At 59.4% G+C, this 20,193-nt stretch carries 17 protein-coding genes; 9 read left to right on the forward strand and 8 right to left on the reverse strand.

What is annotated here, in order from left to right; all coding sequences use genetic code 11:
• Window position 1: 1 nt before the first annotated feature.
• Entirely contained in the window at window positions 2–1,327 is a 1,326-nt protein-coding gene (locus tag RDA78_RS28740; RefSeq protein WP_434053158.1) for an NAD(P)/FAD-dependent oxidoreductase, read from the reverse strand.
• 205 nt (window positions 1,328–1,532) lie between these two features.
• On the opposite strand from RDA78_RS28740, the gene RDA78_RS28745 reads away from it, so the two are divergent.
• Window positions 1,533–1,790, forward strand: coding sequence for a hypothetical protein (locus tag RDA78_RS28745; protein ID WP_434053159.1), 258 nt, complete (start codon window positions 1,533–1,535; stop codon window positions 1,788–1,790).
• A gap of 5 nt (window positions 1,791–1,795) precedes the next feature.
• Entirely contained in the window at window positions 1,796–4,180 is a 2,385-nt protein-coding gene (locus tag RDA78_RS28750; RefSeq protein ID WP_434053160.1) for a fatty acid cis/trans isomerase, read from the forward strand.
• Between the two features lie 23 nt (window positions 4,181–4,203).
• On the opposite strand, the gene RDA78_RS28755 is transcribed toward RDA78_RS28750, so the two are convergent.
• Entirely contained in the window at window positions 4,204–5,100 is an 897-nt protein-coding gene (locus RDA78_RS28755; RefSeq protein ID WP_434053161.1) for a LysR family transcriptional regulator, read from the reverse strand.
• 154 nt (window positions 5,101–5,254) lie between these two features.
• Between RDA78_RS28755 and RDA78_RS28760 the strand changes: the two genes are divergently transcribed.
• Genes RDA78_RS28760 through RDA78_RS28770 form a run of 3 tightly spaced genes read left to right on the forward strand, consistent with a single transcriptional unit; the run spans window position 5,255 to window position 9,576 of the window.
• Entirely contained in the window at window positions 5,255–6,871 is a 1,617-nt protein-coding gene (locus tag RDA78_RS28760; protein WP_434053162.1) for a GMC family oxidoreductase, read from the forward strand.
• Window positions 6,868–8,355, forward strand: coding sequence for an aldehyde dehydrogenase family protein (locus RDA78_RS28765; protein ID WP_434053163.1), 1,488 nt, complete (start codon window positions 6,868–6,870; stop codon window positions 8,353–8,355). Before RDA78_RS28760 ends, RDA78_RS28765 begins: the two co-directional genes overlap by 4 nt.
• 9 nt (window positions 8,356–8,364) lie before the next feature.
• Window positions 8,365–9,576: a mandelate racemase/muconate lactonizing enzyme family protein gene (locus RDA78_RS28770; protein ID WP_434053164.1), complete on the forward strand. Its 1,212-nt coding sequence runs from the start codon at window positions 8,365–8,367 to the stop codon at window positions 9,574–9,576.
• A 40-nt stretch (window positions 9,577–9,616) separates the two neighbouring features.
• Here the strand turns inward: RDA78_RS28770 and RDA78_RS28775 are convergent, their stop codons facing one another.
• The 3 genes from RDA78_RS28775 to RDA78_RS28785 form a co-directional block, all read right to left on the reverse strand.
• Window positions 9,617–10,042 carry a YybH family protein gene (locus tag RDA78_RS28775; protein ID WP_434053165.1) on the reverse strand — a complete coding sequence of 142 codons (426 nt, stop codon included), beginning with the start codon at window positions 10,040–10,042 and terminating at the stop codon, window positions 9,617–9,619.
• 71 nt (window positions 10,043–10,113) lie between these two features.
• Window positions 10,114–11,106, reverse strand: a complete 993-nt coding sequence (locus RDA78_RS28780; protein ID WP_434053166.1) for a YHYH protein — start codon at window positions 11,104–11,106, stop codon at window positions 10,114–10,116.
• A gap of 215 nt (window positions 11,107–11,321) precedes the next feature.
• Window positions 11,322–11,972: a TetR/AcrR family transcriptional regulator gene (locus RDA78_RS28785; protein WP_434053167.1), complete on the reverse strand. Its 651-nt coding sequence runs from the start codon at window positions 11,970–11,972 to the stop codon at window positions 11,322–11,324.
• Window positions 11,973–12,074: 102 nt separating this feature from the next.
• Between RDA78_RS28785 and RDA78_RS28790 the strand changes: the two genes are divergently transcribed.
• A complete protein-coding gene (locus RDA78_RS28790; RefSeq protein WP_434053168.1) occupies window positions 12,075–13,952 on the forward strand; it encodes a bifunctional sugar phosphate isomerase/epimerase/4-hydroxyphenylpyruvate dioxygenase family protein in 1,878 nt (625 codons plus the stop codon).
• Window positions 13,949–14,095 carry a hypothetical protein gene (locus RDA78_RS28795; RefSeq protein ID WP_434053169.1) on the forward strand — a complete coding sequence of 49 codons (147 nt, stop codon included), beginning with the start codon at window positions 13,949–13,951 and terminating at the stop codon, window positions 14,093–14,095. The genes RDA78_RS28790 and RDA78_RS28795 overlap by 4 nt, the downstream gene beginning before the upstream one ends.
• A gap of 27 nt (window positions 14,096–14,122) precedes the next feature.
• Here RDA78_RS28795 and RDA78_RS28800 read toward each other — a convergent pair whose 3' ends face one another.
• Window positions 14,123–14,848 (reverse strand): haloacid dehalogenase type II, encoded by a 726-nt coding sequence (locus RDA78_RS28800; protein WP_434053170.1) that lies wholly within the window; start codon window positions 14,846–14,848, stop codon window positions 14,123–14,125.
• 43 nt (window positions 14,849–14,891) lie between these two features.
• A complete protein-coding gene (locus RDA78_RS28805) occupies window positions 14,892–15,737 on the reverse strand; it encodes an alpha/beta fold hydrolase (protein ID WP_434053171.1) in 846 nt (281 codons plus the stop codon).
• Between the two features lie 110 nt (window positions 15,738–15,847).
• Between RDA78_RS28805 and RDA78_RS28810 the strand changes: the two genes are divergently transcribed.
• Complete coding sequence (locus tag RDA78_RS28810) at window positions 15,848–16,726, forward strand: LysR family transcriptional regulator (protein ID WP_434053172.1); 879 nt, start codon at window positions 15,848–15,850, stop codon at window positions 16,724–16,726.
• A gap of 136 nt (window positions 16,727–16,862) precedes the next feature.
• Here RDA78_RS28810 and RDA78_RS28815 read toward each other — a convergent pair whose 3' ends face one another.
• Window positions 16,863–19,022: a malate synthase G gene (locus RDA78_RS28815; RefSeq protein ID WP_434053173.1), complete on the reverse strand. Its 2,160-nt coding sequence runs from the start codon at window positions 19,020–19,022 to the stop codon at window positions 16,863–16,865.
• A gap of 256 nt (window positions 19,023–19,278) precedes the next feature.
• On the opposite strand from RDA78_RS28815, the gene RDA78_RS28820 reads away from it, so the two are divergent.
• On the forward strand, window positions 19,279–20,169 hold the full coding sequence (locus tag RDA78_RS28820; RefSeq protein ID WP_434053174.1) for a DMT family transporter: 891 nt from the start codon (window positions 19,279–19,281) through the stop codon (window positions 20,167–20,169).
• Window positions 20,170–20,193 lie beyond the last annotated feature (24 nt).

Consider the following 20,193-nt stretch of genomic DNA (forward strand, 5'->3'; position numbering starts at 1 on the left):
CTCAGATCCCCAGCCTGTCGCGGAGCGAGAACCAGGTCATTGCAAGAACCAGGAGCGGAAAACGAAGACGGTCGCCGCCGGGAAACGCCGGAATATTCAGTTTTTCAAAGACATCAAAGCGCCCCGCCATTCCGGCCACGGTCTCGGCCAGGATCTGGCCTCCAAGCGTCGCCATGGCAACGCCGTGTCCCGAGTAGCCGGAAGCTGTCAGTATGTTGGGTGCGGGACGCGCAAAATAGGGCATGCGCTTCGGCGTTATGGCCAGCGTCCCACCCCAGCCGTAGTCCAGACCGATATCCTTGAGCTGAGGAAATATCTCCTCCAGGGGGGAGCGCACAAAGGATTTTATGTCCTGCGGGAAACGGTAGCCGTAATTTTCGCCGCCACCGAACAAGAGACGCTTATCGGCGGACAACCGGAAATAGTTGATCACGAACTTGCTGTCGGCAACAGCCACGTTGTTGCGAATGACCCGTTCGGCCTTCTCATCCGAAAACGGTTCCGTCGCAACGATGAAATTGTTTATGGGCATGACATGCGAGGCGGTCTGCCGATCGAGCCTGCCAAGATATCCGTTGCAGGCAAGTATGAGATGATCGGCAGCGATATCGCCCTGTCCCGTTCTGACCGTGATCCTGCCGCTGCCCTTGCCGTCTATCCCTGTAACTTTCGTCTCTTCGAAGATCCTTGCCCCCGCCTCCTCCGCTGCGCGGCCCAATCCAAGCGCAAAATTGAGCGGGTGCAGGTGTCCTGCTCCCGTGTCGAGCGACCCGCCGAAATAACGCGGACTGCCCACAAGGTCTCCGATTTCATCGCCGTCGACAAAGCGAATGTCGTCATATCCGTAGGCAAGCCGGAGATGTTCAACATAGTCCCGGCTTTCTTCGACATAAGACTTGCGATGATCTGCGTGCAGAATACCAGGTGCATAGTCGCACGCGATCGCATGACGGGAAATCAGTTCACGAACGAGCGCCTTGGACTGTTCTGCAAGATCCCAGAGCAGCCTCGCATGCGCCTTGCCGTGCCGTTCTTCCAGAACAGTCTGCTCGACGCGCTGGCCGGATCCGACCTGACCGCCGTTGCGGCCGGACGCCCCCCAGCCGATCCTGTTGGCTTCAAGAAGCACAACATCGATGCCGCGTTCTGCCAGATGCAACGCTGCCGATAGCCCGGTGTAACCGCCACCGACCACGCAGACCTGAGCATTTAGGGAACCATCGAGTGGCGGGTTGGCCGTCTTCCAGTTTGAAGTGGCGGCATAGTAGGAAGGAGCATGCTGGCCCGGTGTATCGTTTGCTGTCAGGAGATCTAGCGCTGTTAGCATCGCGGACCGCCAGCTCCCGTTGACTGAAACCCGGTGTTGAACTGAAACAAGGACGTCACCTTCCCGCGTTCAGATGCCAACTTCAAGACGAAAATCGACTTTCTTCGCGTAAGTTTCGCTTGTTTTTGCAAGCTCTTGGAACTCCCCCGACGTCAACTCTGGCCCTTGACAGCCCGGGCAGGACTGATGACATGATTAAATCCAGATGACCCAAAAGGAAGGCGAAACTGTGTTGGGACCGGCTGAACACCCCTGGCTCGATCCGCTGTGGCGGCGAGTCGCGCTTGTTGTCTTTTGCGGCGGCTGGACGATCGTCGAATTTGCGGCAGGTAACACGGGCTGGGCGAGCATCGTCGGTGCCATTACCGCTTATGCGGCCTGGTGCTACCTTTATGCCTACAAGGGTTCCGAAGCCCCACCTCCGGAAGCGGCCACGAAGGCGAAAGAAGACGAGGCTCAGTAGGCGGAATGCGGCGGGCTATTGAGCACAGGATCCTGAACGCAGCGAGACCGGCCTTCGCTGCGGTGTTGGGTGTCACGATATACCTCGGCGGGCTTTCTGAAGACGCGAATGAGGCCCTGGCCAGCGAGGCAGTCAGCGGCCCGCAGTCGGGCGTGCAGGACACCTTGAACAAACGCTGCGTTGTTTGTCACGGGTGTTACGACGCCCCCTGCCAGTTGAAACTGTCCTCGCCTGACGGCTGGCAGCGAGGAGCGACCAAGGCCAGGGTCTACGATTCCAAACGGCTGGAAGATGCGCCGACCACACGCCTTGGCATCGACGCAACGACTGTTCCCGAGTGGCGCCAAAAGGGCTTCTTTCCGGTAACAGCAGAAAAAGGACGCACTTCCGTTCTGGAAGAATTTCTGAAGGCGGGACGCCGGCAGAAATTCGAGCTTGGCGCAGCGCTCCCCGACGAGCTCAACATCAGCCCGCTGAGACGCAACAGTTGCCCGTCACCTTCAGAGATCGAGGACTATCTTTCCGACCACAGACACGGCGGCATGCCATTCGGGACCGCGCCACTGCCGGATCAGGATTATGAAACACTGATCGCCTGGGCAGCAGCGGGGTCTCCTGCCGGGCGTGAGACAGTTGCAATTCCCGGCAAGGTCGCCGACAGCGTGGACGAGATCGAGACGTTCCTCAACACCGACACTCTGCGGTCCAGGCTGGTTGCGCGTTACATCTACGAGCACCTGTTCCTTGCGCATCTGCGCATTCAAGGCGACGATCCGAGGCGCTTTTTCAGGATCATCCGATCGCGCACCCCTGTGGGTCGCCCGCACGAAGAAATCCCCTCCAGGCGCCCGTTCGACGACCCTGAAGGGCCCTTCTTCTACCGTCTCATTCAGATCGACGGCACGATCCTGCACAAGGAACACATCGTCTATGAAATCGGGCCCGAGCGGCTGGCGCGTTATCGGGATCTGTTCCTCGCACAGGACTGGGATCTTGAGACACTGCCCCCCTATTCGAAGGAGGCCGGCGGCAACCCGCTCTCGACCTTCCAGGCGATTCCGCCGCGCAGCAGGTACCAGTTCCTTCTCGATGACGCGCTTTTCTTTGTCCGCACCTTCATCAGGGGTCCGGTCTGTTACGGACAGGTTGCGGTGAATGTCATCCAGGACCGTTTCTGGGTTTCCTTCCTCGATCCCGATGCGGACCTTTCCGTTACCGATCCGAGTTTTCTCGCCGACGCCATTCCGGTCCTTGAGCTGCCCGTCGCGCTTTCGGACGACAAGATATCGGAACGGCTAAAGAGCTTTCTGCTGGTTGGACCGCTCAAGTACCAGGCCTTCCGGCAGGAGCGCTACGCGAAAAGAGCCTCACGAAACGGTGGCCTCGACTATTCGGACATCTGGGACGGCGACGGTACCAATACCAATGCACGCCTCACGATTTACAGGAATTTCTCGTCCGCATCGGTGGTCACCGGCTTCGAGGGTGCGATCCCCAAGACTGCCTGGGTGATGGACTTCCCGCTGTTTGAGCGGATCTATTACGATCTGGTGGCCGGCTTCGATGTGTTCGGCAATGTCGAGCACCAGCTCACCACACGCATGTACATGGACAATCTCCGCCGGGAAGGCGAGCGCATGTTCCTCTACTTCCTGCCGGCGGACCGGCGCGACGCCCTTCACGACAGCTGGTACAAGGGGCCTTTGGCCAATCTCCTGGATCTGTGGAAGGAAAGCCCGATCGACGACACGACTCCAACGGGCATCCGCTTTCAAACCGACAGGCCAAAGACGGAGTTTCTGACGCGGCTTTTGACGATTGCGCCAAGGCTCTGGCCGGTAGCCGATCCGATCAATCGCTGCAGCGGTGATGAATGCGCCGACAAGGCATCTGCCGCCGGCCAGCTCAGCAGCTTGAGCAACCAGCCGGCACCGTGGGCGAAGTTCATGCCCGATGTGTCGGTTCTCGTGGTCGAAAACGGCGATGCGCGGGACGTCTTCACGATCGCGCATGACATGGCGCACAGCAACGTCGCCTTCATCTTCAACGAAGATCTGCGACGGGAGCCGGAACAGGACGAACTCACGATCGTCAAGGAGCAGTTCAGCAGCTACCCGAATTTCATCTTCAGGATGAGGGCCGAACAGGTGCCTGACTTTGTGACCGATGTCAGAGCAATCCGCAGCCAGCGGGATTATCTCGGCGTGATTGCGGCTTACGGCATCAGGCGGACCGATCCGCGGTTCTGGGAGAGCATTGACCTGATCCAATCCGAGCTCAACGCCCAGAACGCGGTTCAGGCGGGCCTTCTCGACATCAACCGCTACAATGATCCCAAACCGCTCGATCCGATCGAAAGGTTGTTTGAGTTCACCTTTTCCGTCGACTGACGAACCTGGTCCCCCGGCTTTCGTCATTGACCGCTGGTCTTGCCGAGCTCGTCGATCAGCCATTCGCAGAAAACCGCAGCGTCCGGACCGAGAGCCGGGCGGGGCCCGGAGGTCACCAGATGGTAGCTGTGACGGCTCTTGATCCTGCGGCTGGACGAGAAGATCAGCCGGCCACTGTCAAGATAGGGTTGCGCGAGGCTCTGCAAAACAAGCGCGTGTCCGTGGCCAAGGGCCGCAAGCTCCAGTGCGGACAGTGTCTGGTCGACCTGGAGACCCGTGCGCTGGGGCACCGGATAATCAAAGGTCCTGAAAAAACTTTCCCAGGTATCGACGACCCCCATGATGTCAAGACGAGGCGCTTTGGCCAGGGCCGGCAGGTCCCTTTCCTTCGCGCCTAGCGCGAGGCCGGGATGACACACAGGCACAATCGGATCGTTGAGCAGAAATTCAACATGTCCGTCCGTCCAGCTTCCATCCCCGAAGCGAATGTCGATTTCAAACAGGTCCGGCTGAAGAGCCTCCGCCCATGCGGCGGAGATCATCTGCAATTCGATGTCCGGGAACGCTTCCTGAAAAGTCCTCAACCTGGGGATCATCCAGAGATGACCGAAACTGTTGAGACACCGAAACCGCACCGGCTGGCGGTCGCGTTCTCCGAACACCGAAACAGTTGCGATGGACAGGTCCGAGAACGCCTTTTCGACGCTCGGCAGGTAGGTCTGGCCGAGTCTCGTCAGGACCAGTTCCCGGTGCACCCTGTCAAAGAGCGGAAAGCCGAGTTTTTGTTCCAGTTGCCGGACCTGATAGCTGACAGCCGCCGGCGTGAGCAGCAGTTCTTCTGCGGCCCGCGTGAAGTTTCCAAGCCTCGCGGCGGCCTCGAACGCGCGCAACCAGGGCAAGGGTGGAAGACTGTAGGACATCGGTGTTCTCTAGCGCGCATATGCGGGCTTTTGTGTTTGCAAGCAATGCCTTCCTACAAAAATTTTCGATGTATTGCCAAATTTTTTTTCGTTTCAGTGTTTTGGGGAATTCGATGAAACTCGCGGCAGGCAACAGTCGTCTGGCGATAAAGCGATGCAGACTTTCGATTACATCATTGTCGGTGCCGGATCAGCCGGATGCATTCTGGCTGAACGCCTGAGCGCCGATCCCGAGATCTCCGTTCTGCTGCTGGAAGCAGGTGGAAATGATGCGTCGCCCTGGGTTCGCATGCCACTCGGATACGCAAAACTTGTCACCAGCGCAAAGCACACGTGGCAATTCAAAACCGACCCGGATTGCGGGCTAAACGGGCGCAGCATTTCCTGGCCGCGCGGCAAAATGCTCGGCGGATCCGGCTCGATCAACGCCATGGTCTATTGCCGCGGTCTTCCGGGCGACTTCGACGACTGGGAAAGCGCCGGTGCGCGCGGATGGGGCTGGAACGACGTCAAACCCGTTTTCGAACGCTTGGAAACAAAGGTTGGGCCAGAAGGTGAAACGACAGGTTCTGGTGCAATCCATGTTCAGGATACATCACGCCAGATCCACAGGCTGAACCAGTATTTTTTCGCCGCGCTTCGAGATACCGGTTTGCCGAGGTCGCACGATTTCAACGGTGCGGGTCCAGAAGGCGGCGGCGTCTATCACATTAACACGCGAAATGGCGAGCGCTGCTCTTCCGCGCGTGCGTTTTTGCGGCCTGTGCTTGCGAGACGCAATCTTGTGCTTCGCACCGATGCCCAGGTAAGCCGCATTCTCCTTGAGGGAAACACGGCGAACGGTGTCTTGCTTGCGAGCGGCGAGCGGGTCGCCGCCCGGCACGAAGTCATTCTCTCCGCCGGCGCAATCGGGTCTCCTCATCTGCTGCAGGTCTCCGGCATCGGTCCAGCCCGCCTGCTGCAGTCCCTCAAGATCCCGGTGATCTGCGCCAACGACAATGTCGGTGCCAATCTCCAGGATCACCTCGCGGCCACATATACCTTCCGAGCCAGGGAGAGCACGCTGAATTCCGTTCTGCGGCCGCTTGCAGGCCAGGTTCGGGCTGCCCTGCAATACGTCCTCACCCGACGTGGTCCGCTTGCCCTTTCGGTCAACCAATGCGGCGGTTTCCTGCGATCCGATCCGGACATGGACCGGCCGGACCAGCAGCTTTATTTCAACCCGATCAGCTACCGCATGGCACAGAGCGGAGATCGAACCAGGCTGGCGCTCGACCCTTTCGACGGGTTCATCATCTGCGCGCAGCCGACCCGGCCAACAAGCCGTGGGCGTATCGAAATCAGAAGTGCAGATCCCGCTGTCCCACCAAGCATTCAGCCGAATTCGCTCAGCACCGAGGAAGACCGGCAGGCGGTGATTGCCGGTGGCCGGCTCTGCCAGAAAATCATGGGCAGCCAGTCGATGCGCGGCGTTGTCGATACCTCGCTCGCGCCGCATCTCGAGACTCTCGCAGACAACGAACTGCTTGCCGATTTCCGGGATCGGGCGAGCACCGTCTATCATCCGGTCTCGACCTGCATGATGGGTGATGATCGGAAGACCGCCGTCGTCAACAGCCGCCTCAGCGTGCACGGCGTCGACCGCCTGCGCGTTGTTGACGCCTCAGCCTTTCCCAACATCACTTCTGGCAATACAAATGCCCCGACCATGATGCTCGCCCTCAAAGGGGCGGACCTGATCCTGCAAGACCGGAAACGAGCCGCAACATGACAGCCCAGACCATCGCCCGCGAATACCTGAACACCGGCAAGTTGCCCTCCCTGCCCGAGGGCCATTTCATCAACGGCAAGACAACACCACCGTCGCCCCGGAAAATGGAAAGTTTCGATCCAGGCAGAGCCGAGGCGTTTGCAGAGTTTTCGCTCGCGGATACGGCCGACATGGACAAGGCCATCGCATCGGCGGAAAAGGCGGCCGCCCACTGGCGTCACGTCGCGCCGGGGGAACGCTGCACGATCCTCAATAATGTCGCCCGCCTCTTCCGCGAAAACGCCGAGCGCCTCTCCGTCATCGAGGTTGTCGATAGCGGCAAGACCCTCGCCGAAGCTGAGGGCGACGTGCAGTCCTCCGCACGATTGTTCGAATATTATGCCGGAGCTGCCGACAAGCTCGACGGCCGGTCCGTCAACCTCGGGCCGGACCACACCGCCTTCACGGTGCGCGAACCGGTCGGTGTCACCGGGCACATCATTCCCTGGAACTATCCGACCTCGACTTTCGCACGCGGTGTCGCCCCCGCTCTTGCCGCGGGCTGTTCCGTTGTTGCCAAACCTGCCGAAACCACCCCTTTCACGGCGCTGGTGATGGCGGAGCTTCTGTGCGAGGCAGGTGTTCCGGAAGGTCTGGTGAATGTGGTCACTGGTCTTGGGGCCGACGTCGGGGCGCAACTGGCGCGCGATCCCCGGATCAAGCAGCTTACCTTCACGGGCTCGGTCGCAACGGGCATCAATGTCGCACAGATGGCCGCGCCCAATGTGACCCGGCTCACACTGGAACTTGGCGGCAAGTCTCCCCTCATAGCATTTCAGGATGCCGATCCGGAAAAGGTGGCCGACGGCTCCTACTGGGCGATCTTCTCCAATTCGGGCCAGATCTGTTCCGCCGGATCCAGGCTGATCCTGCACAGGGCGATCCGTGACGACGTGCTTGCGATCCTGGCAGAACGGGCAAAATCCATCCGACCCGGACACGGACTGTCGTCGCCGGACATGGGCGCCATCAATTCAGAACTGCACCTGTCACGCATCAAGGCGCATGTCGATGCGGCGAAGGCCCGTGGGGCAAACCTTCTGACCGGCGGCGGCGTTACGACCGACGCGGACACCGGCAAGGGCTGGTTTTTCCAACCGACGGTCATTGCCGATCTCGGTCCCGACGATCCGGCCGTGCAGGACGAAATCTTCGGGCCCGTTCTGTCCGTGCAGAATTTCGAAACCGAGGAAGAAGCCATCCGGCTTGCAAACGGAACGGAATTCGGGCTCATTGCGAGCGTCTACACAAGGGATGTCGGGCGCGCGATGCGGATTGCCAACGCAATGGATTGCGGCCAGGTATCGGTGAACGACTACTGGGCCGGAGGTCTCGAACTGCCCTTCGGAGGCAACAAGAAATCCGGATATGGCCGCGAAAAAGGCTGGGAAGGACTGGATGCCTATACCAAGGTGAAGTCGATCACGATCAGCAACGCGAGTTGAGACCAGTCCATGAAACTCGACCAAATCGAGACTTTTGTCGTCGGAAATCCGCCGCCGCGCCACGGCGGCCGCTACTTCATCTTCGTCAAGCTGGTGACGGCCTGCGGTGTCACCGGCTATGGCGAGATCTACAACGCGACCTTCGGGCCGCACCTCGTGGCCGAGATGGCAAAGGATGTTTTCAGGCGGCAGTTTGAAGGCCAGGATCCGCATCATATCGAGAAGCTGTGGCACAGAACCTATGGGGCCGGCTATACGCAGCGCCCGGATGTTTCGGTGATGGGTGTGCTGTCCGGGCTGGAGATGGCCTGCTGGGACATTGTCGGCAAGGCGGCAGGCAAGCCCGTCTATGAACTGCTGGGCGGCAGGGTTCACGACAGGCTCCGCTCCTACACCTATCTCTATCCCGAGGCCGGGGACGTCTACCCGGACCCGGGCAAACCCAATGTCTATAACGATCCGGACATCGCCGCGCAGGCAGCTGTCGCAGCCGTTGAGAAAGGCTTCACTGCTGTCAAGTTCGATCCGGCCGGACCCTACACGATCTATGACGGGCACCAGCCGAGCCTTCAGGACCTGGACCGTTCGGAAGCGTTCTGCCGCGCGATCCGGGAGGCCGTCGGGGACAGGGCGGATCTTCTGTTCGGCACTCACGGCCAGTTCACAGTCTCCGGCGCCAAACGCATGGCCCGGCGGCTGGAGGCCTACGACCCGCTCTGGTTCGAAGAACCGATCCCGCCGGAAAAACCGGAGGATATGGCCGAGGTTGCTCGCTTCACGTCCATCCCCGTGGCGACGGGCGAGCGCCTGTGTACCAAGTACGAATTTTCCCGCGTTCTTGAAACGAAGGCCGCCAGCATCCTGCAAATGAATCTCGGGCGCGTCGGCGGCCTGCTGGAGGCCAAGAAAATCGCAGCGATGGCCGAGTGTCATTCAGCCCAGGTCGCGCCGCATCTCTACTGCGGGCCGCTGATCGCCCTCGCCAATGTCCAATTGGCCACCTGCAGTCCCAATTTCCTGGTGCTGGAATCGATCCGCACGTTCGACGGGTTTTATGCCGATCTCCTGAAAACGCCGATCCGCTGGGAAGACGGCTATGTCATCCCGTCGACGGAACCGGGTCTCGGCGCAGACCTCAACGAGGACATAGCCCGCGCACATCCCTATGAAGGCGACGAGTTGCATCTGGGCCTGCAGGAAACACCGGCGCCACCGCTTTGAAGGAACGGTGTGCAAGTCACCTGTCCGGTCTTGATTTGCGCTAAGTCTCCAAGTGACTGAAGGCGACCATGGCACCATCGGACTTGTCCGTGTGGTGGTGAACGACTTTCCAGCCTTCCGCCGATCGACGGTAGATATTGGTCGCCCTGTGGGCAACTTCGACTGTTTCCCCTCCGGGATAAAAGGTGCCGATCTCCAGTCCTATTTCATACGCAAAGTTTCCGTCCGTGACGATGACCTGTTCGGTCAGTTCGACCTTGCCGCCGGAGAACACATCGGCGACATGCTGCCATGCCTCCCAGAGGCTGTCCCAACCGACCTCCCTGCCGCCGTTCGGGCGCATGGCCGTCACCTCGGGGCTGTGTAGCCAAATGTCGCGCATCGGAGTCGCATCCTTGTTGAACGTGCTGTTCAGGGCGGCGTAAAATGCACGCGAGGCTTCGCGTACCTCTTCCTTGTCGCTCATGTTTGTTCCTGTCTGTTGCTCCCGGTAGGAATTGCAGTTCCGCGTGCCGGATCGTCCATTTGACCACGGTTCTACTGAAACGGAGGCGTGTGTTTCTTCGTAGCGTCGCAGGTCTGGGTTCCACCCGGGGAAACGCACCCGGTCTGGCCGGTGTGGCAGCCGATGATACTGTTCATGCCAACTTCGGCCGCATGATAGTGGTACCCGAGTTCTTCCGAAGAATGCCCGCGGCATTCGTCGAGGCCCTCCGGTTCATTTCCATTAACGTCCAGACGCTTGAACAGACCATGGCCATCGACCGAAATGCCGACCTGGGACGCGTGTCCGCTGGGGTCGGCAATGTCTTCAAGACATCCCGTCACAAAATGATAGTGGTATCCCGCGAACGGGTTCACATGCCCGCCGCAATCGTCGAATGGCGCGATATTGTAGGCCTTGAGGATCGCGGACAGCGGTGCCGGACCTTCGAACCTGACACCGTTCATCGAAACACCGGCCCCCGGCTGGTCCTTCAAAGGCGTGGGTTTCTCCGCCTTGACCGGGTCGAGCGGGATGAAAAACGTGTTGATCGGAGCCGCTACTGTCTGGTCGATTTCACACTGGGCACAGTAGTAGTAATACTCCTTCCAGACATCGACACGTGCGGCTCCATAACAGGCGTCGAACGATCTGGTCACAAGCACTTCGCCTGTCGCCGGGTCGTACATTTTCCACTTTGGGTCACCGTAGAACTTGGCAAGATTTTTCACGAACTCGCCGTCGGCGTCATAAACCTTGCCGTCCTTGACCCAGATGCCCGCAGCTTCCGGTCCGTCGGTGATGCTGCCCGGGCACCACGGGCCCGGTTCATATGCAGGTGCCTGCTTGAGGATCAGTTTGATGCACTTCGCCTCGCTGCCGCCCGAGAGGGTGCAATCGACCACCTCCGGTTCCTGCATAAGCGAATCCGCGCTTAGATGTGACAGAAAGGCCTGCATCGCCGGCGACGCGTCTGCCGGAATTTTCAGTTGGCCCTCTTCGTGGGACAAAGCCGGCAGAGTCCAGGCGAACATAAATGTAGCCATGAATAGGCATCGGAGATCGCGCGCAGAAACAATCATTTGGAACTCCAGATTTTCGGTCTTGCCGCCGGTCGGGACTCAAGCTCAGTTCTCGACTATTGCAGCTAATCCGAACTTCGACAAACGGCAGCGAGGTTTCTCCCGGTGTCATGGCAGGTTGAATGCCTGCGCTCTCCGGGAAAACGCGCTACGGGCCTGAGCCATCCCGCCAGCCCGTACTATGTTGCCCGCACGGTATCGAGCGCCATGGAGACCAGGCGCGCGCGCAGTCTTTCCTGCCCGGCTTCCGTGAACAGATCATCCCCATAGAGGTGCGAGAACGTCGCCCTGTTCGAAATGTTGAACACACAGAATGCGGAGATGGTCCAGTGCAGCTCAAGCGGATCGACGTCGTGCCTGAACGTGCCTTCCTCGACACCGCGTCGACACAGATCTTCCAGCCCCGTAATGATCTGGCTGTTCAGTTTCGGAATTGTCTCGGACTGTTTCAGGTGTTTGCCGTGATGGATGTTCTCGATTGTGATCAGGCGAATGTATTCGGGGTTTTCGCGATGAAAATCGAAGGTAAAAGCGGCCAGTTTTGCAAGTGCGTCCAGGGGCGGTAAAGCCTCCAGGTCGAGCTGCCCCTCACCGGTTCGAAGCCGCGTGTAGGCCGCTTCAAGGACCTTGGTATAAAGGCCGCTCTTGTCACCGAAGTAATAATAGATCATCCGCTTCGACGACTTTGTCCGGCGGATGATCTCGTCAATCCGTGCACCCGAAAAGCCGGCTTCGGCGAAAACGGATGTGGCCACGGCCAGAATGTCGGCCTTTACGCCTTCCGGGTCCTGTTTCCAGCTCGTCTTGCGCTCGCCTTCGTTCTTTTTCACGCGCCTGAACCGTCTTTCTGAGACTTGATCATTGACAATTTAACCTTTTGGTACATTCTGAAATACCATTTGCTCAAGCGTTCTTTGGAGGAGGGCAACGCGGTGAAGACGTCGATCGCGACGGTATCGATTGCCGGTGACCTGCCGCAGAAGCTGGCCGCAATTTCGGCTGCCGGTTTCGACGGGATCGAGATTTTCGAACAGGACTTCATCGCACATGATGGTGGCGCTACAGATATCGGAAAAATGGTCCGCGACCATGGGCTAGAAATTCTGCTGTTTCAACCCCTCCGCGACTTTGAAGGTTTGCCGGATACCCTGCGTAACCGCGCTTTCGACCGCGCAAAGCGCAAGTTCGACGTGATGAACAAGCTCGGAACCGATCTGGTTCTCATCTGTTCAAGCGTCCACCCGCAGGCACTTGGAGGGATCGACCGGGCCGCATCCGACCTTGCCGAACTCGGAGACATTGCCCGGGCGCACGGCGTTCGCGTCGGCTATGAGGCGCTCGCATGGGGCCGGTACATCAACGATCACCGGGACGCCTGGGAGGCGGTGCGCCGGGCTGATCATCCGACCGTCGGCCTGATCGTCGACAGTTTCCATACGCTGGGGCGAAAGCTTTCGCCGGACAGTATCCAGTCGATCCCCGGCGACCGGATCTTCTTCGTTCAGCTCGCCGACGCTCCCCAGATCGACATGGATCTTCTTTACTGGTCCCGCCACTTCCGCAATATGCCCGGAGAAGGCGATCTCGACGTCGCCGGATTTCTGAAGGCCGTCGCCGCAACGGGGTATGACGGTCCGGTTTCCCTGGAAATTTTCAACGATCAGTTCCGGAGCGGCAGTCCCGAATTGATCGCACGTGACGGGTTTCGATCGCTGATGGCGCTGGCCGATGACGTTGAAAGGCAGGCTCCGCATTCCCGGATTGGCGTTCAGCCGATGCCCGAACGCCCCCGCGTCGAAAGGGTGGAGTTCATCGAGTTTACAGCGGACGAGACCACTGCTGGCCAACTTGAACAGCTTCTCGCATCGCTGGGGTTTCGCCTTGCGGCGCAGCACATCAACAAGGCGGTTGCCGTCTGGCAACAAGGCGACATCCGGATTGTCATCAACAAGGAGGAAAGCGGATTCGCGCGCGAAAGTTTTGAGAAACAGGGCCTCGGCGTCTGCGACATAGGCCTGCGCGTCGACAGTGCGGCATCGGCCATGGACCGCGCCACCCGCCTCGGCGCGGAGCCTTTTCACCAGCCGCTCAACGACAGGGAAATGGCGGTGCCGGCGATCCATGCCCCAAGCGGTTCGATTATGCATCTCCTCGATGAACCAAGCGGACTTGCAGACATCTGGAATGTTGAATTCGAGCCGGTTGAAAGCGGCGCGGACGCCGGACTGCTTCAGACGGTCGATCATATCGCACAAACGATGGACTATGCAGAGATGCTGAGCTGGTCGCTCTTCTATACGGCTCAGTTCGACCTGACCAAGCGTCCCGTCTTCGATGTGGTCGACCCCGGCGGCATCGTCCGCAGCCAGGTGATAGAGGCATCCGACGGAGGCTTTCGCCTGACGCTGAACGGTGCAGAGTCCAAGGACACGCTTGCCGGGCAATTCATCGCGGGCCGCGCCACCTCCGCCGTGCAGCACATCGCCTTTTCATGCGCCGACATATTCGAAACCGCAGCCGCTCTCAAAACGACGGGCTTCCGTGCGCTGGAGATGCCGGACAATTACTACGATGACCTTGCCGCCAGATTTGGATTTGACGACGCGGAGCTTCAGGACCTGAAGCAATCCGCCATGCTCTATGACGAAGATGATCAAGGGGCCTTCTACCAGATGTACAGCAAGCCGGTGGCAGGCGGGTTCTTCTTCGAAATCGTCCAACGGACGGGCAAATATGCCGGTTATGGCGGACCGAACGCGCCGTTCCGGACAGCGGCCATGAAGCGATTGATGCGGCAGGACCCGCCGTGACGCTCCTGAAAATCGGTCCGATCGGCAGTGATCGCTTCGGCGACATTTACCTGAAGAATTGCGCCGCTTTCGAAGGCCTGGAGAGCACCGCCTGCGCGCGCATCCCCATCGATGAACGCCTGAGGCGCAATCGCTGGCGCTGACTGCGTCCTGAAACCCGGGCCAGCAGATCATCGGGCGGCCAGTTCCTGCTTATGCGCCTCGACCAAGTCCGCCATGCTGTCGAAGCGGAAGTCGTAACTCGGCATTTCGCCCGGGTTCATGGTCGCACCGAACCCTTCCTTGTCGTGTCGGCGATAGATCCAGCAGTTCGCAAGGCCGTGTTTGTTGGCAGGCCCATGATCATGAAACATGCTCTCGGCGGTGTGCAGAATTTCGTGCTTGGCGATGCCATTGCGGGCGAGCGTTTGGAGCATGTATTCGAAATTGCGATCAGCCGGCTTGTAGCTGCCGACATCCTCGGCAGTGTAGACACCGTCGAAATGGACACCGAGACGGCCGTTCGAACCCGAAAAGCTCAGATTGTCGGTGTTTGTCAGAACGACCAGCTTGAAGTGCTGTTTCAGATGGGCGAGCGCTTCCCTGCTGTCGTCGAAAGCGGGCCACTGGCGCACGGACAGGCCATAGGCCGCGCATTCCTCCCAGGTCACTTCGACGCCCCATTCTTCGGCAAGACGCCGATAGACCACGCCCAATAGATCGGAGTATTTCTTTGCCGGCGTCCAGCGCTGGCTGGTGGATTCGTGATGCGCATGCGCTTCCAGAATATCGTCCCGGCTCAGGTGGCGGCTGACCTTGTCTGTCAGCGGTCTGAGCGCGGTGACCATGCCGCTTTCCCAGTCGATAAGCGTGCCGTAGACGTCAAACGTGAGAGCCTTGAAATCGGTGAGCTTCATGGGTTTTTCCGTTCTTTTGAATATGTGACGATGATCCGGCGCATCACTTTTGCCGGTTCAGGAAATCGACCAGCAGGCCAGAGATCTGTTCGGGTTGATCTTCCATTGCAAAATGTCCGCACTTTTCAAGCACATGCAGTTCCGATCCCGGGATCGCTTCGTGAAGCCTGTGCGCCCAGTCGACAACCTGCCAGGCATCGTCGGCACCCCAGATCAGCTGAACCGGGAGCCTGCCCAGTTCGTGCAGGCTTTCTGCAACGTCCTGGGTGTGACGCGGCTCATAGTGGCGGACCTGGTGCTGGAAAAGACTGCCCTGGCCAATCGGACCCGATATGAAGTCCAGGTAGATGCCCAGTGCCGTTTCATCCAGTCCATCTGGTGAATGCACCGTGCTGAGCAGCCAATCGCGAAAATGCTTTCGATGTTCGTCGTCGCCTGCCTTGATGAGGCGCTCCAGCCCGTTCTGCATCTGCTGTTTGGTGCGGCTCGACGGCCATGAATCAAAAGACACGGTGTCGATCATCGTGAGGGACCGCAGGCGGCCAGGAGACTGAACCCCAAAACGCTGTGCGACGCCGCCGCCGATATCATGGGCGATCAGGTGGAACTCATCCAGTTTCCAGTGACGCAGCAGACCTTCCAGTATCGGAACCTGGCCTGTGACGGAGGTATCGACCTCGGGGTTCCAGGGACGTTCCGACAACCCGAAACCGAGGAGATCGTAAACATGCACCTTGTGACCCGCTGCAACCAACGGCGGGACAATGTTGCGCCAGATGTGGGACGAAGACGGTGTGCCGTGGATCAGGATGACGGGCTCGCCGTTTCCGTGGACGCCGTGGGCAATGCGGGTGTTATCGATCAGCGCGTGGTCATTGACGAGATGCATGAGTGCCGCTCCGTGGAATGAGGTCTTTCCAAATCCGTAGCGCATATATATTCTATGACGCAAATGAATGTATGTCATAATCTGATTTAAATTTGTCATCGGAGATCTGCATGCCGGAACGCTTGGAAATCGATGCTCTTCGCGCGCTGCTGACGATCGTGCAGCAAGGCGGCGTCACAAGGGCTGCCGAACATCTTTGCGTGTCCCAGTCGGCGGTCAGCCACAAGATCCGCCGGCTGGAGCAGAACCTCGATTGTGAGCTGTTGACCAGGCGCACGGGAGCACCGCTGCTGACTGAAGACGGCGAACGTCTCAAAACCTACGCAAGCCGGATTGTCGATCTGCATGACGAGGCCCTCGCCTCGCTTCGAAAGCGGCCGGTTTCAGGCACGATAAGGCTGGGGATGACCGAAGACACGACGACAAGTGGCGTTGCCCGGATCCTCGGCCGGTTCACGCGCCTCTTCCCGGAGATCACGGTTCACACGCGCGCAAGCCAGAGCCTGTGCGTGCAGGACTGGCTGCAGTCCGGCGAACTCGACCTTGCCGTGATGCAGATCTTCAAGAAGGACGTCCAGCCCGGAGATCTGATCCTGTTCGAAGATACGCTTCACTGGGTCCGCTCACCGGATCTGGTTCTCGATTTGAGCGATCACATTCCGTTTCTGTCCTTTGACAGCAACTGCTTCTACAAGGTCTGGGCGTTCGCCGAAGGACAGTCCGCAGGACACCGGCTCGAAAACGTTCTGGAATGTCCGAGTGCTGCAGGCATCCAGTCGGCGGTCAGGTCGGGCCTCGGCGTCGCCCTCTTGAACGGGCTCCATGTCACACCGGACATCGCCAGGATCGAAAACGCGTTTCCCACGCCGCCCGACATCACCTACATCGCGCGGGTTCGCAACGGTGCGCGCAGCCCGGCAGTCGACGCACTGATCAGTGAAATCGCCAAGGAAGTCCAGTCGGCCATACCCTTGCGCATCGCCAGTTAAGCTGATGCCAGAAACAGCAAGGCGGCCGGTTCACGATCCTGAAAACCAAAAAAAGGCGGTCGCCGAGACAGGCAACCGCCGTAATCTAATGCTGTAACTCAACCGAAGCAGCTGTTTCGCGTGACGCGCCGGGAGATCAGGCCGCCTTGGCCTTGAACTCGATCCGCCGGCGATGAAGGACCGGTTCGGTATAGCCGTTCGGCTGGCTGGTGCCCTCGATGACAAGTTCGCAGGCGGCCTGGAACGCGACCGAGTTATCGAAGTCGGCAGCCATCGGCCGGTAGAGCGGGTCGCCGGCATTCTGCTCGTCAACAACGGAGGCCATGCGTTTCATGGTTTCCATGACCTGCTCTTTCGTCGCCACGCCATGATGCAGCCAGTTGGCTATATGCTGGGACGAGATCCGCAGTGTCGCGCGATCCTCCATCAGGCCGACATTGTTGATGTCCGGCACCTTGGAGCAGCCGATGCCCTGTTCGACCCAGCGCACGACATATCCGAGAATGCCCTGTGCGTTGTTGTCGAGTTCAGCCTGAATGTCAGCCGGCGCCCAGTTCGGACGTTCGGCAACGGGGATGGAAAGGATATCCTCGACCCTGGCCGCATCACGCGACTTGAGCTCTGCCTGGCGGCTCGCAACCGAGACCTTGTAATAGTGAAGCGCGTGCAGGGTCGCGGCTGTCGGGGACGGCACCCAGGCGGTGTTGGCACCAGACATCGGATGCCCGATCTTCTGTTCCAGCATCGCCTGCATCAGGTCCGGCATCGCCCACATGCCCTTGCCGATCTGCGCATGCCCCGGAAGGCCGCAGGCAAGACCGACGTCGACATTGTTGTTCTCGTAAGCGCCGATCCAGGTCGAGGTTTTCATGTCGCCCTTGCGGATCATCGGGCCTGCTTCCATGGACGTGTGCATCTCGTCACCCGTGCGGTCAAGGAAACCGGTGTTGATGAAGAACACGCGGTCCTTTGCCTGCCGGATGCATTCTTTCAGGTTGATCGTCGTGCGGCGCTCCTCGTCCATGATGCCCATCTTGAGCGTGTTGCGCTCAAGGCCCAGCGCATCTTCGACGCGGTCGAAAGTCTCGGACGCGAACGCGACTTCCTCCGGACCGTGCATCTTCGGCTTCACGATATAGACCGACCCTGCCCGGCTGTTGATGTTGCCGCCGTTCGGGCCAATGTCATGGAGCGCGATCAGCGAGGTGATCATGCCGTCGAGCAGGCCTTCGGGCACTTCGTTGCCGTCCTTGTCCAGAACGGCGTCGATGGTCATCAGGTGACCTACATTGCGCACCAGAAGCAGCGAACGGCCGTGGAGCGTCAGGGCGGAGCCGTCGGGCGCAGTGTAGTTCCGGTCGCCGTTCAACCGGCGCGTGACAGGCTTGCCGCCCTTTTCGAAAGTGTCTTCGAGATCGCCCTTCATCAGGCCGAGCCAGTTGCCGTAAACAACGACCTTGTCCTCAGCGTCGACAGCGGCGACGGAGTCCTCGCAGTCCATGATCGTGGACATGGCCGATTCCAGGACCACGTCGGAGATGTGTGCCGCGTCCGTCTTGCCAATGGGATGCTGTGCATCGATGTTGATTTCCAGGTGCAGGCCGTTCTTGACCAGAAGGATCTTGTAGGGCCCATCGGTGTCGCCGGAATAGCCGGCGAATTGCGCCGGGTCAGCCAGAGCGACGTCGCCACCTGCTGTCTTTACAGACAATGCTTCATCGCTGACGGAAAAGCCGGTTGCGTCGGTCCAGCTTCCCGCCGCAAGCGGCGCTGCCTCATCGAGAACCTTGCGTGCATAAGCGATCACCTCTGCCCCACGGGCCGGATCGAACCCTCCGGGTGCGGGCTTCGACCCCATGGCGTCGGTGCCGTAGAGCGCATCGTAGAGAGAACCCCAGCGCGCGTTCGCAGCGTTGAGTGCGTAGCGCGCATTCATGACCGGAACCACGAGCTGCGGGCCGGCGACCGAACCGATCTCCGGATCGACCTTGTCCGTGCCGACCCCGAAGTCGTCGCCCTGCGGTACGAGATAGCCGATGTCGCTCAGGAAGGCCTTGTAGGTGGCCATATCGGGCGTTCCCGGATTGGCCTTGTGCCACGCGTCGATCTTTTCCTGGAGCGCATCGCGCTTTTGCAGAAGTGCCTTGTTCCGCGGTGCCAGATCATGAACGAGGGATGACAGGCTGCTCCAGAAATGATCCTGGTCTATTCCCGTTCCCGGCAATGCCTGACTGTTCACAAAGTCATAAAGAACGTCAGCAACTTGCAATCCGTGGGCATTTGTTCGGGCGGTCATTCGTTTCTCCAGGCGCATGGCTTGAGGGTCGTCATTTGGACAGTGTTTTGGGGCGTTCGCAGCCATTCGTCAATTGCTCAAGCGAACTCATGACTTTTTCCAAAATGGAAAAAATAAACATTATTATATCTGAAATTACCCGTCTGGTGCGAAGATTTGGCTTTCCGTGCAACGGCTGATCCTATACCGGTGTCTTCTCCAGGCTGTTCCGCTTTCCAGGCCCTTCATGTTCGCGATTGCTCGAAGATTCGGCGACATGACATATGGCAATGCCTTTGTCATGCTGACGCTCACCACCCTTTTCTGGGGCGGCAACACGGTTGCCGGGCGTCTTGCCGTGGGTGAGGTATCGCCAATGATGGTCGTGTTTTTGCGCTGGGTTCTGGTCGCAGGCATTCTCGTTCCGTTGTGCTGGTCCAGGATCCGGGCAGACTGGCACATCATGCGCCCCTACCTGCCGCGCATGATCCTGATGGCCGGGTTCGGGTTCGTCGGCTTCAACTCACTGTTTTATGTCGCGGCGACGCAGACATCGGCAGTGAACCTGGGAATTATCCAGGGCTCGATGCCGATTATCGTGCTGATCGGTTCGGTGATCTTTTTCGGAACGAAAGTCCGGATCCTGCAGGTGTTCGGCATTCTTCTTACTCTTGTTGGCGTAACGATGATTGCCGCGCAGGGGAGCCTTGAGGTTCTGATGTCGCTGGCGGTCAACCCGGGCGACGGGTACATGCTGTTGTCATGCCTGCTTTACTCAAGCTACGCACTGGCGCTGAGAAATCGCCCGAAGATCTCCGGCCTGACCTTCTTTGCGGCCCTTTCGGCCATATCTGTCGTCGCGTCCATCCCCGGCCTGATCTTTGAGGTCTCCACCGGAACGGCGCAGTGGCCAACCGTCGACGGCTGGCTTGTGGTTCTTTATATCGCCGTTTTCCCGTCCTGCCTTTCGCAGATCTTCTTCATGCGCGGTGTCGACCTCATCGGCCCGGCACGTGCTGGCGTGTTCGTCAATCTCGTTCCGATTTTTGCGGCCGTGCTCGCGGTCTCGATCCTGAGCGAGCCGTTCAAATGGCACCATGGCGTTGCCCTTGTTCTGGTGCTGGGCGGGATCTGGCTTTCCGAGCGCAAGGCCGAGCGCACAGCCTGACTTTAAGCGCGAAACAAAATTTCA

This window comes from Roseibium sp., assembly GCF_051016195.1.
Taxonomy (GTDB): Bacteria; Pseudomonadota; Alphaproteobacteria; order Rhizobiales; family Stappiaceae; genus Roseibium.

Bases quoted from the DNA above. Each gene is read 5' to 3' on its own strand.
- RDA78_RS28740 (WP_434053158.1), bottom strand. From the start codon at position 1,327: ATGCTAACAGCGCTAGATCTCCTGACAGCAAACGATACACCGGGCCAG.
- RDA78_RS28745 (WP_434053159.1), top strand. From the start codon at position 1,533: ATGACCCAAAAGGAAGGCGAAACTGTGTTGGGACCGGCTGAACACCCC.
- RDA78_RS28750 (WP_434053160.1), top strand. From the start codon at position 1,796: ATGCGGCGGGCTATTGAGCACAGGATCCTGAACGCAGCGAGACCGGCC.
- RDA78_RS28755 (WP_434053161.1), bottom strand. From the start codon at position 5,100: ATGTCCTACAGTCTTCCACCCTTGCCCTGGTTGCGCGCGTTCGAGGCC.
- RDA78_RS28760 (WP_434053162.1), top strand. From the start codon at position 5,255: ATGCAGACTTTCGATTACATCATTGTCGGTGCCGGATCAGCCGGATGC.
- RDA78_RS28765 (WP_434053163.1), top strand. From the start codon at position 6,868: ATGACAGCCCAGACCATCGCCCGCGAATACCTGAACACCGGCAAGTTG.
- RDA78_RS28770 (WP_434053164.1), top strand. From the start codon at position 8,365: ATGAAACTCGACCAAATCGAGACTTTTGTCGTCGGAAATCCGCCGCCG.
- RDA78_RS28775 (WP_434053165.1), bottom strand. From the start codon at position 10,042: ATGAGCGACAAGGAAGAGGTACGCGAAGCCTCGCGTGCATTTTACGCC.
- RDA78_RS28780 (WP_434053166.1), bottom strand. From the start codon at position 11,106: ATGGCTACATTTATGTTCGCCTGGACTCTGCCGGCTTTGTCCCACGAA.
- RDA78_RS28800 (WP_434053170.1), bottom strand. From the start codon at position 14,848: ATGAAGCTCACCGATTTCAAGGCTCTCACGTTTGACGTCTACGGCACG.
- RDA78_RS28805 (WP_434053171.1), bottom strand. From the start codon at position 15,737: ATGCATCTCGTCAATGACCACGCGCTGATCGATAACACCCGCATTGCC.
- RDA78_RS28810 (WP_434053172.1), top strand. From the start codon at position 15,848: ATGCCGGAACGCTTGGAAATCGATGCTCTTCGCGCGCTGCTGACGATC.
- RDA78_RS28815 (WP_434053173.1), bottom strand. From the start codon at position 19,022: ATGACCGCCCGAACAAATGCCCACGGATTGCAAGTTGCTGACGTTCTT.
- RDA78_RS28820 (WP_434053174.1), top strand. From the start codon at position 19,279: ATGACATATGGCAATGCCTTTGTCATGCTGACGCTCACCACCCTTTTC.